At 71.9% G+C, this 14,182-nt stretch carries 15 protein-coding genes; 3 read left to right on the top strand and 12 right to left on the bottom strand.

The window, feature by feature from the left end; translation table 11 throughout:
* Window positions 1-6: 6 nt before the first annotated feature.
* The gene (locus tag ACFQ80_RS00465; RefSeq protein WP_430562143.1) at window positions 7-786 is read left to right on the top strand and encodes a thioesterase family protein; all 780 of its coding nucleotides are present in this window, start codon (window positions 7-9) and stop codon (window positions 784-786) included.
* 46 nt (window positions 787-832) lie between these two features.
* Here ACFQ80_RS00465 and manD read toward each other — a convergent pair whose 3' ends face one another.
* The 7 genes from manD to ACFQ80_RS00430 all read right to left on the bottom strand — a co-directional run bounded on the left by manD (window position 833) and on the right by ACFQ80_RS00430 (window position 7,819).
* Entirely contained in the window at window positions 833-2,059 is a 1,227-nt protein-coding gene (gene manD / locus ACFQ80_RS00460) for a D-mannonate dehydratase ManD (RefSeq protein WP_430562142.1), read from the bottom strand.
* Between the two features lie 51 nt (window positions 2,060-2,110).
* Complete coding sequence (locus ACFQ80_RS00455; RefSeq protein WP_430549339.1) at window positions 2,111-2,992, bottom strand: carbohydrate ABC transporter permease; 882 nt, start codon at window positions 2,990-2,992, stop codon at window positions 2,111-2,113.
* Complete coding sequence (locus tag ACFQ80_RS00450) at window positions 2,989-3,966, bottom strand: carbohydrate ABC transporter permease (protein ID WP_430549340.1); 978 nt, start codon at window positions 3,964-3,966, stop codon at window positions 2,989-2,991. Before ACFQ80_RS00450 ends, ACFQ80_RS00455 begins: the two co-directional genes overlap by 4 nt.
* On the bottom strand, window positions 3,966-5,138 hold the full coding sequence (locus tag ACFQ80_RS00445; RefSeq protein ID WP_430562141.1) for an ABC transporter substrate-binding protein: 1,173 nt from the start codon (window positions 5,136-5,138) through the stop codon (window positions 3,966-3,968). Before ACFQ80_RS00445 ends, ACFQ80_RS00450 begins: the two co-directional genes overlap by 1 nt.
* Before the next feature lie 246 nt (window positions 5,139-5,384).
* Complete coding sequence (locus ACFQ80_RS00440; RefSeq protein WP_430549342.1) at window positions 5,385-6,182, bottom strand: FadR/GntR family transcriptional regulator; 798 nt, start codon at window positions 6,180-6,182, stop codon at window positions 5,385-5,387.
* Window positions 6,183-6,223: 41 nt separating this feature from the next.
* A complete protein-coding gene (locus ACFQ80_RS00435) occupies window positions 6,224-6,568 on the bottom strand; it encodes a DUF5808 domain-containing protein (RefSeq protein ID WP_430562140.1) in 345 nt (114 codons plus the stop codon).
* 63 nt (window positions 6,569-6,631) lie between these two features.
* Window positions 6,632-7,819 carry an MFS transporter gene (locus ACFQ80_RS00430; protein ID WP_430562139.1) on the bottom strand — a complete coding sequence of 396 codons (1,188 nt, stop codon included), beginning with the start codon at window positions 7,817-7,819 and terminating at the stop codon, window positions 6,632-6,634.
* Between the two features lie 64 nt (window positions 7,820-7,883).
* Here ACFQ80_RS00430 and vapB point away from each other — a divergent pair, with 64 nt between their 5' ends.
* Window positions 7,884-8,114, top strand: coding sequence for a type II toxin-antitoxin system VapB family antitoxin (gene vapB / locus ACFQ80_RS00425; RefSeq protein WP_430549345.1), 231 nt, complete (start codon window positions 7,884-7,886; stop codon window positions 8,112-8,114).
* A complete protein-coding gene (locus ACFQ80_RS00420) occupies window positions 8,111-8,524 on the top strand; it encodes a type II toxin-antitoxin system VapC family toxin (RefSeq protein WP_430562138.1) in 414 nt (137 codons plus the stop codon). The genes vapB and ACFQ80_RS00420 overlap by 4 nt, the downstream gene beginning before the upstream one ends.
* 12 nt (window positions 8,525-8,536) lie before the next feature.
* Here ACFQ80_RS00420 and ACFQ80_RS00415 read toward each other — a convergent pair whose 3' ends face one another.
* From ACFQ80_RS00415 to ACFQ80_RS00395, 5 genes are all read right to left on the bottom strand, one after another.
* Window positions 8,537-9,529 (bottom strand): DUF5937 family protein, encoded by a 993-nt coding sequence (locus tag ACFQ80_RS00415; RefSeq protein ID WP_430562137.1) that lies wholly within the window; start codon window positions 9,527-9,529, stop codon window positions 8,537-8,539.
* A 32-nt stretch (window positions 9,530-9,561) separates the two neighbouring features.
* Window positions 9,562-10,917 (bottom strand): ABC transporter substrate-binding protein, encoded by a 1,356-nt coding sequence (locus tag ACFQ80_RS00410; protein WP_430562136.1) that lies wholly within the window; start codon window positions 10,915-10,917, stop codon window positions 9,562-9,564.
* 11 nt (window positions 10,918-10,928) lie between these two features.
* A complete protein-coding gene (locus tag ACFQ80_RS00405; protein ID WP_430549349.1) occupies window positions 10,929-11,888 on the bottom strand; it encodes a carbohydrate ABC transporter permease in 960 nt (319 codons plus the stop codon).
* Between the two features lie 12 nt (window positions 11,889-11,900).
* The gene (locus tag ACFQ80_RS00400; protein WP_430549350.1) at window positions 11,901-12,821 is read right to left on the bottom strand and encodes a carbohydrate ABC transporter permease; all 921 of its coding nucleotides are present in this window, start codon (window positions 12,819-12,821) and stop codon (window positions 11,901-11,903) included.
* A 101-nt stretch (window positions 12,822-12,922) separates the two neighbouring features.
* Window positions 12,923-14,170 (bottom strand): Gfo/Idh/MocA family protein, encoded by a 1,248-nt coding sequence (locus tag ACFQ80_RS00395; RefSeq protein ID WP_430549351.1) that lies wholly within the window; start codon window positions 14,168-14,170, stop codon window positions 12,923-12,925.
* Window positions 14,171-14,182: the final 12 nt, after the last annotated feature.

Genomic DNA, 14,182 nt, shown 5'->3' with positions numbered 1-14,182 from the left:
CATCCGATGGCCTACTTCCGCCGCACCGGCGCGACGACGTTCCAGCCCACCGAGCACGTCGGCGGCGCCTGGAAGACCGACGAGCAGCACGTGGCCCCCACGCTCGGACTGCTCACCCACCTGGTGGAGCAGGACCGCGAGAAGCGGGGCCGCGAGGACCTGGCCGCCACACGGCTGACGTTCGACATCTGGGGCCCCTACCGCCTGGAGGAGATGACCGCCGACGTCCGCGTGCTGCGGCCCGGGCGCGGCGTCGAGCTGGTCGAGGCGTCCGTGGCCTGCGCCGACCGCACGGTGGTGACGCTGCGCGCCTGGCTCACCGCCGTCGGCGACACGCGCCCGCTCGCGGGCGGCGCGCCCACGCCGCTGCCCGGGCCCGACGCGACCCCGGCCTGGGACCCCGTGGCGGACTGGCCGGGCGGGTTCGTCGAGTCGATCGACGTCCGCCGCGACCTGGCCGGGCCGGGCCGCGGGCACGTCTGGGTGCGCACGGGCCACCCGCTCGTCGAGGACGAGGACGTGAGCGGCCTCGCCCGCACCGTCGGGCTGTTCGACCTCGCGAACGGGATGACGGTGCGCGCCGACCCGCGACGCGTCGCCTTCCCCAACGTCGACCTCTCGGCGCACCTGCACCGCGCGCCCCAGGGCGAGTGGCTGGGCCTGGACACGACCGTCGTCTTCGGCGCGACCGGCGCCGGCCTCACCTCCAGCGTGCTGCACGACGAGCGCGGCGCGTTCGGCGCGCTCGCGCAGGGGCTCGTGGTCCGCGCCTTCGACGTGCCGTGACCCCCGACAACCTGCGGGACGCGGCGGCCCGACCGGCAGCCGGGTCCTACCAGTCGTGCACCGTGCCGTCGTGCAGGCGGTTGGTGGGCAGGTAGGCCGGCACGTACGGGTGCGCCGCGGCGAGGTCCTCGTCGAGCTCCACCCCGATGCCGGGCGCCTCGCCCGGGTGCAGGTAGCCGTCGTCGAAGGTGTACGCGTGGCGGAACACCTCGTTCGTCAGCGCCGTGTGGCCCGAGTACTCCTGGATGCCGAAGTTGTGGATCGCGAGGTCGAGGTGCACGGCGGCGGCCATGCCCACCGGGGAGATGTCCTCGGGTCCGTGGATGGCGCTCTTGATCTGGCGCTGCGCGGCATAGTCGAACAGCTTGCGCATCGGCGTCACGCCGCCGAAGTGCGTGACGGCCGAGCGGACGTAGTCGATGAGCTGCTCGTCGATCAGCGTCTGGTAGTCGAAGACGGTGTTGAACACCTCGCCGATCGCCAGGGGCGTCGTGGTGTGCTCGCGCACGAGCCGCAGGCCCTGCTGGTTCTCCGCCGGGGTGCAGTCCTCGAGCCAGAAGAGGTCGTACTGCTCGATCTCCCGCCCGAGCCGGGCCGCCTGCTGGGGCGTGAGCCGGTGGTGGGCGTCGTGGAGGAGCGGCAGGTCCGGACCGAACTCGTTGCGCACGGCCTCGAGCACCTTCGGCAGATGCCTCAGGTAGGCGCCCGTGTCCCAGTCCTCGACGACCGGGAGGGTGCGCTGGTCGAGCCGCGTGCCCGCGGCGTCCGGAGCGATCGCCGTGCCGGCGTGCACGCCGTACACGGCTTGCAGGCCCGGGACGCCCGTCTGCACGCGGACGCTCTTGTAGCCCTCGTCGAGCCGGGCGCGCACGGAGTCCAGCAGCTCCGGGATGTCGCGCCCGTTGGCGTGCCCGTAGGTGCGGACGCGGTCGCGGGACGCCCCGCCGAGGAGCTGGTACAACGGCAGCCCGGCCACCTTGGCCTTGATGTCCCACAGCGCGACGTCGACCGCGGCGATCGCCGCCATCGTGACGGGCCCGCGCCGCCAGTAGGCGCCGCGGTACAGCGACTGCCAGGTGTCCTCGATCCGGTGCGGGTCGCTGCCGAGCAGCAGCGGCGCGACGTGGTCGCGCAGGTAGGACACGACGGCGAGCTCCCGACCGTTCAGCGTCGCGTCGCCGAGGCCGGTCACGCCCTCGTCGGTGGTGAGCTTGAGCGTGACGAAGTTGCGGCCCGGGCTGGTCACGATGACCTGGGCGTCGATGATCTTCATGTCTGCTTCCTGTAGGTGGTGCGTACCGTGCGGGCGGAGGGTGTCGAGAGGTCAGCCCTTGGTCGCGCCCGCGGTGAGCCCGGCGACCAGGTACTTCTGCCCCAGCACGGCGGCGAGGAGCACCGGGATCGTCATGAGCGTGGCGGCGGCCATGAGCCCGCCCCAGTCGGTGCTCGCGTAAGAGATGAAGTTGAACAGCGTGACCGGCATCGTCTTGGTCGACTCGTCCGAGAGGATCAGCGCGAACATGAAGTTGTTCCAGCTGAAGATGAATGCCAGCACGCACGCCGTCGCGGTGCCGGGCGCCGCGAGCGGGAGCGCGATCTTGCGGAACGCGCCGAAGGCGCTCAGGCCGTCGGTCCGGGCCGCCTCCTCGAGCTCGACGGGCAGCCCCTCGAAGAAGCCGATCATGATCCACAGGATCAGCGGCACCGAGACGAACATGTGGCTCAGGACGAGCACGGTGTACGACCCGACGAGGCCGAGCTGCGCGAAGAGGTAGTACCAGGGCACGAGGAGCGAGATCGCCGGCACGATGCGCGCCACCAGCACGAGCGACCCGGTGCGGTGCATCCGGAACCGGCCCACGGCCCACGCCGCCGGCACGGCGATGACCGCTGACAGGATCGTCGACACGACACCCACGTAGGCCGAGTTGCCCAGTGAGCGCACGATCTCGCCGTCCGCGAGCACGTTGCGGAAGTTCTCGAGCGTCGGCGAGAAGATCAGCCCGACGGTCGGGTCGGTCACCTGCACGTTGGTCTTGAACGCGGCGGCGATCATCCACACCACCGGCATCGCGATGACGAGGCAGACCACGACGATGGCGAGCGCTCGCAGCCAGGCCCAGCCCGACCGACGAGGCCGCCGCCGGACGGCAGGGGGCCGGGGCGAGGGCCGGACCCCTGGGCCCGCCGCGGTGGTGAGGCTCATGCGGAGTTCCTTCCCGAACGGCGCCGCAGCAGCACGACGACGCCGATGATGAACAGGGTGAACAGGACGAGGACGGCGGACGCGAGGCCGTACTCCTGGTAGTCGAAGGTGAGCCCGTAGGCGTAGACGTTCAGCGTTTCCACCTCGAAGTCGGACCCCCCGCCCGGGCCCTTGGTGGCGTAGAGGATGTCGAACGTCTTGAGGGCGTCGACGGCGCGGAGCACCAGGGCGGTGAGGATCGTCGTGGCCAGCATCGGCAGGACGATGTGCCGGAATCGCTGCCACGCGTTGGCGCCGTCGACCCGGGCCGCCTCCTCCGGCTCCTCCGGCAGCGTCGACAGGCCGGCCAGGAGCAGCAGGGTCATCATCGGCGTCCACTGCCACACATCGATCAGCATGAGGAGCGGCAGCGACTGCGAGACGGAGCCCAGGAACTCCTGCGGCGGGATCCCGACCATGCCCAGCAGGTGGTTGGCGATGCCGTTCGTCGGGTCGAGGATGAGCAGCCACAGGATGCCGATGGCGACCGGCGTCGCCAGCAGCGGGACCATGAGGATCGACCGCACGACGCGCATCCCGCGGAAGGCCTGGCGCAGGAGCATCGCGATCGCGAGCCCGAGGACGGTCTCGAGGACGACGGCGCCGACGGTGAAGTACACGGTGCGCCAGACCGCCGGCCAGAAGCGCCGGGTGTCGGTGACGGCGTCGAGGTAGTTCTGACCGCCGTTGTACTGGTGGCCCGCGTTGACGGCGCCGAACGCGTCCGTGAAGGACAGGTTCACCGTGAACAGCAGCGGGAACACGATCATCAGGCCGACGAAGCCGAGCGCGGGCGCGAGCATCATCCAGCGCAGGCGGCGGTTCGACTGCTCGAACGTCAGCTGCTTCGCCCCGGGCCGCGGGCGGCGGGCCGGGGAACCGTGGGCCTGCCGCCCGGCCGGGACGGCGACCGGGGGTGCGTCCGTGCGCGTCATCAGAACTCCTGCTGGCGGTTGTCGCGGACGAGGAAGTCGGTGAACTCGGCATGCGCGTCCTGCGCGACCGGGGGCACAGGCTGCCCGAGGATCCCCGCCACGAGCGGGCGCCCGACGATGTCGCGCGCCCTCCCCACCTGGATCACCTCCGGCCGGTCGTGGCCCAGGCCGTTCTCCGCGTTCACGCGCATCGCTTCCGCCAGGTCCTCCGGGAAGGCGGCGAGCGTCGTCGGGTCCTCCCACGCGGAGGTACGCGCGCCGGGGATCCCGTCGGCCTGGAGCTGCGTCACCATCTCGGTGCCGGACACCCAGCGGATGAAGGCCCAGGCGTCGTCCTGCAGCCGCGAGAACTTGTTGATCCCCACGCTCCACGACGGGATGTTGTGCGGCCGGGACCCCGCCGGCCCCGCGGGGAACGGAGCGAAGCCCACGGTGTCCTGCACCGTCGAGATCGAGGGGTCGAGGAAGTTCGAGTAGATGGCGTCGGCGTCGATGTAGAACGCCGCCTTGCCCTGCGCGAAGATCGGCATCGCCTGCTCGAGGCTCATGTTCGTCACGCCGGGCGGACCGGTGCGGTCCAGCAGCTTCCCGTAGTACTCGTACGCCGCGACGGCCTCGGGCGTCCCGATCCCGGACCCGCCCTCGGGCGTCGTGAAGTCGCCGCCGAAGGAGTAGAGGAAGCTCGACCACTGGCTGACGGCCCCGTTGCGCTGCCCTCGTCCGACGTAGCCGAAGCGGCCCGCCGACGCGTCGGTCAGCTCCTGCGCGACCGCGTACAGGTCGTCGAGCGTGCGCGGTGCGCCGCCGTGGTCCTCGACCAGGTCCTTGCGGTAGTAGAGCGCGGGGCGCTCGGTGACGACCGGGACGCTCAGCACGCGGCCGTGTGTCACGGACCGCTCGCGGGGCGCGTCCTGGAAGTCCGCCCAGGCGAACTCCGGGTCCTCGACGAGGCCGCTCAGGTCGGCCAGCCAGTCGTTGCGCGCGAAGAGCAGCTGCTCCTGCAGCGCGCGGACCATCATCACGTCCACGTCCGAGGAGGAGGCGTTGAGCTTGACGTTGTAGCTGTTCGACAGCTGGTCCGACGTCAGGAGCTGCATCGCCACCCGGCGGCCGATCAGGTCCTCGAACTCCCCGATCCGCTCACGCACCGCCTGCGACCAGACGTGGTTCACGGCGGCCACCCGCAACGGTGCGCTCGCGCTGCTGGTCCCCGTGCTGCGTGGCGAGCACGCCGCGAGGACGGCCGCGCCTGCTCCTGCCGCCAGGAGGCCGCCGAAGGCACGCCTCGTCAGCCCTTCCCTGGCCCGTGATCCGCCGGACTTCATCGTCTTCGTGCCTCCATGGTCGCGACGCCGCGCTGGTCCAACTGGTAGGACCAGTTGGACCGTAGCAGGCGGAGATGGCGGGACCAAATGCTTCTAGCCGGCCACGGACTGGCGCAGGAGGGTGTCGAGATGGCGCGTCGCCATGACGTCCAGCCGCTCGTCCAGGTCGGCGCCGTAGGTGCGCAGGCCGAGCGCGAGGTGCTCACGCATCCGCGAGCGCGCCAGCTCGACGTCGTGCTGCTGGAGCGCCTCGAGGATCTCGGCGTGGTGCGGGACGCCGGGCTCGCCGATCGCCGGGTCGGAGTTCGAGCGCAGCATCATCTCGAACATCATCCCGCCGATGGACGAGAGCATGACGCGCAGCACGGGGTTGCCGCTGGCCGCGGCGATGGCGTCGTGGAAGTCGAGGTCGGCCCGAGCCTTGACCACGACGTCGGGCGCCTCGAGCACCCGGACGTGCGCGTGCTCGATCACGGCAAGCTCCGTGTCGTCCGCACGCTCGGCCGCCAGCCCCGCGATCTCGACCTCGAGGGACATGCGCGCCTCGATGAGCTGGCGCACGGTCGGCCGGCCCGCGCGATAGACGGCGTCGTAGCCGCGCACGCTCCCGGACGAGCGCTCGCTGACGAACGACCCACGCCCCGGCTCGACGTCGATGAGATCCTGCGCCTCCAGGCGCCGCAGCACCTCCCGGACCACGTTGCGGCTCGCACCGAACTGCTGGGCGAGCTCGCGCTCGGAAGGCAGCTTGGCGCCGACGGCGAGCGCCCCCTTGCGGATGTCGCCCTCGAGCTGGCGTGCGAGCCGTTCCGTCAGGAGCCCGCGCACCGCCGGGCGCGCCCGGCCCTCCGGGGGTGTGCCGGGCTGGGCGTCGGAGGTCGCAGCAGACATGCCACGAGGATACGAGCACGCACCTCCCCGACGTCGCCCCGTCAGGCCGGGGCGTCCTCGCGGGCGTCGTCGACCTTGCGCCGCACGAGCTCGACGATGCGCCCGACGTTGACCGTCCAGCCCACGCCGAAGACGTGCGGGCTCAGCAGGTGCGCGCCCTCCGGGTCCCAGACGCGCTCGCGGACGCGCTCGACGGTCGGGATGCGGAACTCGTAGGGGACGAACCCGGCGACGGTGCCGTGCCAGGTGCGGTCCTCCTTGTCCTTCTGCAGCTCCTTGGTGACGGCCGCGACGACCAGGCCCACCATGATCAGCTGGAACAGGCCCGGCCCCCGCTTCCGGCCGCCGCTCGCCTTCCCGTACTGGATCTCCCGCTTCGTGCCCATCTCGGCCTCCGCTCGTCGGGTGTCGGTGTCCTCACCCATCGTGCACCAGGTGCGCGCCCCAGGTCAGCGGGAGGGTCGGGTGACCAGGACGGCGGCCGCCGCGACCACGCACACGACGGCCGTGGTCAGCAGCCCCACGGAGAACGACGTGCCCGCGGCGATGAACCCAACGACGAGCGACCCGAGCCCGGTGCCGGCGTCGAACCCGATGTTCCACACCGCGCTGGCGGTGCTGTGCTGCCGCGCGGGCACGGCCGCGAACGCGGCGACGAGCGTGAGGTTCTGCAGGCTGCCGTAGGAGACGCCGACCATCGTCATCCCCAGCACGAGGAGCGCGGGCCGGGGGCCGCCGTCGGCGATCGCCCCGGCGCACACCGCCAGGCCGGCGGCGCAGAACGCGAGCAGCGGAGCGAGGAAGACGCGCGGCCCGAACCGGTCGGCGAGACCGCCCACGCCCCACCGGGACAGCGCCGTCGCGGCCGTGAAGCCGAGCAGCCCCGCCACCGCCGCGCCTGCTCCCCCGGCGAACTGCGGCGCGAACGTCAGCAGCGCGCCGCCCGGCGTCGTCACCGCCAGCAGCACGAGCGACGGCATCGCCAGCGCGAGCAGGACGCGACCGCGCCCCGGCCCGCCGGCATCGACGGGCTGTCCGGCGCGGTCGTCGACGGCGTCGAGGCACCGGCCGAGCAGGACGGCGAACGGCACCGCGAGCACGGGCAGCGCGCCGAGCACGAAGACCACGCGGAAGTCGAGCGTCTCGGCGATCCACGCGGCGCTGGGGACCAGCACCAGCTGCGGGAACGCGATCGACAGCCCGTACAGCCCGATCGCGCGGCCGTGCCGCGGCCCGTCCACGAGGGCGGCCACGGCGCTCGACCCGCACACGGTCAGCACGGCGAACCCCATGCCTCGCACCGCCGAGAGCGCGAGCAGCCACCCGAGCTGGTCCGTGGCCATGAACAGCAGCGACGGCACGCCGAGCAGCACCACGCCCACCGTCATCGTGAGCCGCCAGCCCACCCGGCGCAGCAGCCACGGCACGGTGGTCTGCGTGAGCACGGTGGCGAGCATGAGCACCGCGTTGACGAGCCCGGCGCCGCCCTCGCTCGCGCCGCCGTGCACGGCCCACAGGGGCGCCGCCGGCAGCAGCAGCGCGTACCCCGAGAAGCCCAGCGCCGACATCGCCAGCAGCGGCCGGAACCCCGGCACGCGCGCGAGGGACGACGGGGGCTGGGGAGCGGGACGACGCATCGTGCGAACCTATCGCGCCTTGGCCCTCCTGGGATATCCTGGCGATATATACAAGGAGGCACGCATGCGCACGACCGTCTTCCGCAACAACCGCACGCAGGCCGTCCGGCTCCCGAAGGCGGTCGCGCTCCCGGACGACGTCCACGAGGTCACCATCCGGGTCGTCGGGCGCGCGCGCGTGATCGAGCCGGTCGGGTCGGGGTGGGACACCTGGTTCGAGCACGGGTTGCGCGCCGAGCCGGACTTCCTGGAGGAGCGCGACCAGGGTGTCGCCGACGAGCGGAAGAGCCTGTGAGCAGCCTCTACATGCTCGACACGAACATCCTCATCGCGTTGCTCCGCGACGAGGGCGACACGGCACGGCCGCGACTTCGGGACGCCGAGGGGCGCATCGCCGTGTCGATGATCAGCGAGATGGAGCTGGAGTACGGGATCGAGCGGTCCCGGGATCCCGGACGCAACCGTCAGGCCGTCGACGAGCTCCTGTCCCTCGTCGAGGTCGTACCCTTCGAGACCACCGCTGCCATGCACGCCGGCCGGATCCGCGCCGTGCTCGCCGGCCGAGGCACGCCCATCGGCCCCCACGACGCCCTCATCGCGGGCCACGCCCGCTCCCTCGGGATGGTCGTCGTCACCCACAACGTGCGCGAGTTCGCCCGCGTGCCGGGCCTGGAGGTCGAAGACTGGCTCTCCACGACCCACTGACCTCGGGCGCCGTCAGCCCCCGACCAGCGCCTCGCCCAGCGGCGTGCGCTCGTGCAGCACGCGCGGGCCGTCGCGGCGCGAGTCGACGAGCCGCGACGCGCGCAGCAGCGCCAGGTGGTGCGACGCCGTCGACACGGCGAGCCCGCCCGCCGCGGCGACCTCGCTCGTGGACAGCGGCCCGCGCAGCGCGAGCAGCACGCCCGCCCGTCCCGCCCCGAGCAGGTCCGCGAGCGCCCCGGACGTGTCGGGGACGTCGTCGGCCCAGCGCTCGGAGATCCCCAGCGCCGGGTAGAAGAGCGTGGGCTGCGCGGGCGGCTCGGTCACCACCGAGCAGCGCGGCGCCATCACGGACGGCACCAGCACCAGGCCGCTGCCCGCGCAGTCGAGCACCTCGCCGTGCAGCCGCAGTCGCACGTGCACCGCGTCGGGGGCCCAGGCCACGGCCTCGTGCAGGGTCTCGACCATCGTGCCCAGGCCGTGCGTCGTGACGCGGCGGGAGCGGGCCCCGATGTCGGCACGCAGGATCCGCTCGAGCTGCGGCCACGACGGCGCGAGCACCGCGTCCCACACCTGCCGCCATGCGTCGACGGCGAGGTCGCGGGCGTGCGCCGGGTCGTCGGCGAGGGCCTGCAGCAGCCGCCGGTCGGCGCCGGCGGTGCGGTCCACCCGCTTGAGCAGGTCGACCCGCAGCGGGCCGAGGTCCGCCTCCCGCAGGCGCTCGAGCTCCTCGTCCGGCCCGAGGTCCCAGCCGGGCGTGGAGGTGAGGAAGTCCGGGAGGTACCCGTCCGCGCCGACCAGCAGGGTCAGCAGCGCGAGGGGACGCGCCGGAGCGCGGCCCCGCGCCGTGCGGAGCCACCCCCACTGCAGCGGGTGGTACGCCGGCTGGGCGAGCACGCGCACCGCGTGCGCCAGCTCGTGGCCCGGCGAGACGCCGAACCGGATCGCCGAGACGTCGTCGGGGGCGAGGCGGAACTCCACGGTGCGGTCACGGCGGGGGCGGGGCACGACGTCACGGTAGCCGCGTGCCCCGCCGCCCCTTACTTCAGCAGGCCGTTGATCCGGTCGTTCACCTCCGTGAGCGTGGACGCGTCCCGGTCGCCGATGTAGATCTCGTCCATCATCGGCGTCATGAGGGCGTCGATCGCGCCGAACTCCTCGGTCACCGGGAAGAAGAGGGTCTGCTTCTTCTCCACCATGTCCGTGAAGACGGAGGCGTCCAGGCCGCGGTCGCCGAAGGCCTCGACCGCCGCCTCCGTGCCCGCGGGCCGGGCCGGGAAGACCACGCCGGCCTCGCCCACGATGCGCTGGCAGTCGTCCGACCCGAGGAACTCGACCCACCGGGCCGCCTCCTCCGGGTCCGGGGACTGCGCGCTGATCGAGTCCGCGAGGCCGTTGTACATCGACACCGGGTGCCCGACGGGCCCGCTGGGCGGGGGTGCGATGCCCAGGTCCACGCCCGCCAGGTTGGCGTAGGTGCCGAGCATCCAGGAACCGTTCGCCGAGAGCGCCGCGCGACCCGAGCCGAGGGCCTGCTGCGGGTTCGGCTCGGTGCCGACCTCCTCGTACGGGGCCATGTAGCCCTTGTCGACGAGGCCGAACAGCCAGTCCAGGGTGTCCTGCACCCGCGGGTCGTCGAAGTGGTACTCCGTGCCCCACACGTCCTTGTCGGTGAACGTCCAGCCGGTCGTCCCCGCCAGCCAGGACCACGTCGTCTGGCCGGACATGCCGCCCGAGCCGTTCGACGCCAGGCCGTAGACGGCCACGTTCTCGGGGTCGAAGCCGTCCTCGTCGCCGCGGACGCCGTTCTCGTCCACGGTGAGGTGCGCGATCGCCTCCTCGAAGCTGCCGCCGTCGTCCGGGTTCCAGTCGAGGTCCGCGAGGTCCTCCGGGGTCAGGCCGGCCTCGGCGACCATGTTCTGGTCGTAGAACAGCGCGACGGTGTCGAAGTCCTTGGGCATGCCGTACTGGGCGCCCTCCTGGCCCACCCACAGGTCCGCCAGGCCCTCCTGGAACCCGCCGTAGTCGACGTCGGCCGTCGCCTCGAGGTCGTTCAGGTCCAGCAGCAGGCCCCGCTGCGCGAAGCCGGGGTACTGGGTGAGGTGGTCGGTGAACACGTCCGGCCCGGCGCCCGCCACGAACCCGGCGGTGAGCTTGCGCCAGTAGTCGCCCCAGCCGTACTGGCTGACGCGCACCTGCAGGTCGGGGTTCTGCCGCTCGAACTCGTCCGCGCAGCGCTGGTACGCGGGCAGCTGGTTCGCGTCCCAGAGCCAGTAGTCCAGGACGACGGAGTCGTCCGCCGCCGCGGTGCCCGGCCCGGCGCAGCCCGCCAGGGCGAGGGTGCCGGCGGCCACGGCCGCGGCGAGGGTCGCTGTCGTACGACGTGCGTGGTGCACGGTCCGCCTCCTCACTTGATCCCGCTGAAGCCGATGGAGTTGACGATCCGCCTCGCGAAGACGACGAAGAGCAGGATCATCGGCAGCGCGGCCACCAGGGTCGCGGCCATCAGCCCCGCCCAGTCCGGCCCCGTCTGCGGCGTCTGCGCGTTGAAGTTCCCCAGCGCCACGGTGAGCACCCGCGAGTCGTCGGTGTAGGACACCATCAACGGCCAGAAGTAGTCGTTCCACGACCCGATGTACGTGAGGATCGAGATCGTCGCGATCGGCCCCACCGACATCGGGATGATGATCGAGAAGAACACCCGGACCTTGCTGGCGCCGTCGATCAGCGCGGCCTCCTCCACCTCGGTGGAGACGTTCATGAAGAACTGCCGCAGGAAGAAGATCGCGAACGGTGTCATGAACAGCCCCGGCAGCATGATGCCGAGCAGCGTGTCGATCAGCCCGAGCTCCCGGACCAGCACGAAGTTCGGCAGCAGCGTGAAGATCACCGGCACCATCAGCGACAGCAGGAAGACGGCGAACACGGCGTTGCGCCACCGCCAGCGCAGCCGCGAGAACGCGTATGCGGCCATCGCGGAGAAGAACACCTGGCACGCCGTGACGACCGTGGCCACCACCACGGAGTTGCGCAGGTAGAGCCAGAAGTCGATGGAGGCCCCGGAGCCGCCCTGGGCGATGGCCTCCTCCGTGGACTGCAGCCCGAAGACGCGCTCGAACCCGCCCCAGCTGAAGTCGACCGGCAGCAGGGACGTCGAGTTGGCGTAGAGGGCCCCGTTGCTGGACAGCGCCGTGCGCAGCATCCAGTAGAAGGGGAACAGCGTGACGAGCAGGACGAGGATCATCACCGCCCAGGCCAGCACGCGGCCGGGGGTGACCCGTCGTCGACGACGCGGGGGCGCCGCGCGGTGCGCGTCAGGGGCGGGGGCGGTCGTGGGTGCGGCAGGTGCCGTCGTGGTCTCGATCATGGTCGCCTCCTCCTAGTTCAGGTCCGTCTGGCCGGCCCGCGTCATGCGGTACTGGAAGAAGGTGACGACCACCAGGATCAGCAGCATGGCCACGCTCAGCGCCGACGCGTAGCCGAAGTCGAACTGCCCGAACGCCTTGTCGTAGATGTAGAGCTGCAGCACGCGGCTGGCGTCCACGGGGCCGCCGTTCGTGGTGACCGCGACGGTGTCGAACACCTGGAACGAGCCGATCACCGAGATGATCAGCACGAGGCCGAGGATGGGGCGCAGCAGCGGCAGCGTGATGCCGAAGAACGTGCGCACCTCGGACGCGCCGTCGACCCGCGCCGCCTCGTACGTGGTGGGCGGGATGGCCTGCAGGCCCGCGAAGATCAGCAGCGCCGTGTAGCCCATGTGCCGCCAGACGTTGACCATCGCGATGGTGGGGATGGCCCAGGCCTCGGAGGTGAAGAACCCGATCCGTTCCAGGCCGACCCACTCCAGCACCTGGTTCCCGATCCCCAGCTGGAAGTCGAGGATCCACAGGAACACCAGGGCCGCGACCACGTTCGAGACGAGGTACGGGGCGAGCACCAGCGAGCGCAGCAGCGTCGACCGGCTGAGCCGCTGCATCAGCACCGCGATCACCAGGGCCACGACGGTCTGCAGGCCGATGTTGATCACGACGTAGAGCAGCGTGACCCGGACGGCGTTCCAGAACACCGGGTCGGCCACCATCGCGCGGTAGTTGTCGAGGCCCACGAACTGCGCCGGGCTGAGCAGGTCCCAGGACGTGAAGCTCAGCCAGATGCCGCGGACCAGCGGCCAGAAGTAGAAGACGACCAGCCCGATGCTGGCCGGCAGGATGAAGAGCAGGGCGAGCCGGGTGTCGTCCCGGCGGCCCGACCGTCGTCCACGGACGGTCGGTACGGGTGGAGCGGTCGGTGCAGCCATCAGGTTCCTCCTTGCGTCGTTGCAAGCAGTGCTCGGACAGTGCGGCGCGGTGCGGCCCGGCGTCGTGGACGACGCCGGGCCGCGTGCGCGGGCGGTGGTGCTCAGTCGTGCGCGGGCCGGCTCCCGAAGTCCGGGATCGGCAGCCGCTCGCCGCCGGCCAGCGCCGAGGCGTGCGCCACGATGCCGGGCGCGGTGAACTTCGCGGAGAGCCAGGCGTCCACGGGCGCGTGCTCGCCCGTGACCACGGCGCGCACGAAGTCGTCGGCGAGGAAGTGGTGGGAGCCCTCGTGCCCGTTCGGCGCGTCGGCGTAGGTGGCGGGCAGCCGCGTCCGGTCGTGGACCGGCGCCGAGCCGGACGTGAACGCCTCGCGCAGCGCCGGGTCGACGTCGGCGAGGTCGGCGTCGTCGCCCCCGCCCCGGACCGGGACGAAGTCGGCGGAGACGTCCGTGGACGTCTCCTTGTCGTTCCACACGCTCTGGTGGGCGAGCTGCTCGAAGCTGGCCTCGGTGCCAAAGAAGCGGAACCGCGACTCGCGGATGTGCGAGGGGTAGCCCACCCGGCGCATCTCGTTGGTGCGCATCGCGCCGCCGTCGGCCAGCTCGAACAGCGCCGTCGCGTTCGAGAAGCTGTTACCGAACTGGCTGACCTCCCGGTCGAAGACGCCGTCGCCGCGCCGGTCCTCCACGCCGAGGCAGCTCACGCTCACCGCCCGGGTCGGCAGCGCGCCGAGCACGCCCCCGATCGCGTGCGTCGGGTAGAGCATGGGCGGGTAGCTCGCCGTGGCCTTCCAGTTCTCCCCGCCGCTGTACTGGTACGCGGCGTAGAAGCCGAGGTCCATGTCGTGCACGTAGTCGCCCTCGGCGTAGAAGACCTGGCCGAGCGCGCCCTCACGGACCTTCTCGCGGACGAAGACGGTGGCCGGGTTGTAGTAGCTCGTCTCGCCCATCATGTAGGTAAGCCCGGTGCGCCGGACGGCGGCGATGATCTCCTCGATGTCGGTGAGCTCGGTGGCCATCGGCACCGCCGAGTACACGTGCTTGCCGGCCTCCAGCGCCGCCAGCACCAGCGGCGCGTGGGTCCACCGCTGGGTGAAGATCGCGACGGCGTCGACGTCCGAGTCGAGCATCTCCTCGAAGCTGTCGACAACGGTGGCCCGGTCGTAACGGTCCGCCAGCGCCTTGGCGCGCTCCGGGACGAGGTCGGTGATCGTGAGCCGGTCGACGTTCGGGTGCCGGTCCCAGAGCGTCGCGAAGCTGCGCGAGAACTGGCCTGCGCCGACGATGCCGACGCTGATCGAGCCGGCGTCCTCGGCGAGCGGGGCGGTCGGGTCGAGGGGAAGTGCGGACAACGGTGCCTCCTG

Origin of the sequence: Isoptericola sp. NPDC056578, assembly GCF_042793275.1 — a bacterium.
Classification (GTDB): Bacteria; Actinomycetota; Actinomycetes; order Actinomycetales; family Cellulomonadaceae; genus Isoptericola.
Note: the sequence above shows the minus strand (reverse complement) of the source record. Positions and strands in the feature narration are given on the sequence as shown.

What these genes read in the sequence shown, in the direction of transcription:
- ACFQ80_RS00405 (WP_430549349.1), bottom strand. Translation starts at nt 11,888, where the DNA reads ATGATCGAGACCACGACGGCACCTGCCGCACCCACGACCGCCCCCGCC.
- ACFQ80_RS00440 (WP_430549342.1), bottom strand. Translation starts at nt 6,182, where the DNA reads ATGTCTGCTGCGACCTCCGACGCCCAGCCCGGCACACCCCCGGAGGGC.
- ACFQ80_RS00450 (WP_430549340.1), bottom strand. Translation starts at nt 3,966, where the DNA reads ATGACGCGCACGGACGCACCCCCGGTCGCCGTCCCGGCCGGGCGGCAG.
- manD (WP_430562142.1), bottom strand. Translation starts at nt 2,059, where the DNA reads ATGAAGATCATCGACGCCCAGGTCATCGTGACCAGCCCGGGCCGCAAC.
- ACFQ80_RS00465 (WP_430562143.1), top strand. Translation starts at nt 7, where the DNA reads ATGGCCTACTTCCGCCGCACCGGCGCGACGACGTTCCAGCCCACCGAG.
- ACFQ80_RS00435 (WP_430562140.1), bottom strand. Translation starts at nt 6,568, where the DNA reads ATGGGCACGAAGCGGGAGATCCAGTACGGGAAGGCGAGCGGCGGCCGG.
- ACFQ80_RS00455 (WP_430549339.1), bottom strand. Translation starts at nt 2,992, where the DNA reads ATGAGCCTCACCACCGCGGCGGGCCCAGGGGTCCGGCCCTCGCCCCGG.
- vapB (WP_430549345.1), top strand. Translation starts at nt 7,884, where the DNA reads ATGCGCACGACCGTCTTCCGCAACAACCGCACGCAGGCCGTCCGGCTC.
- ACFQ80_RS00430 (WP_430562139.1), bottom strand. Translation starts at nt 7,819, where the DNA reads ATGCGTCGTCCCGCTCCCCAGCCCCCGTCGTCCCTCGCGCGCGTGCCG.
- ACFQ80_RS00400 (WP_430549350.1), bottom strand. Translation starts at nt 12,821, where the DNA reads ATGGCTGCACCGACCGCTCCACCCGTACCGACCGTCCGTGGACGACGG.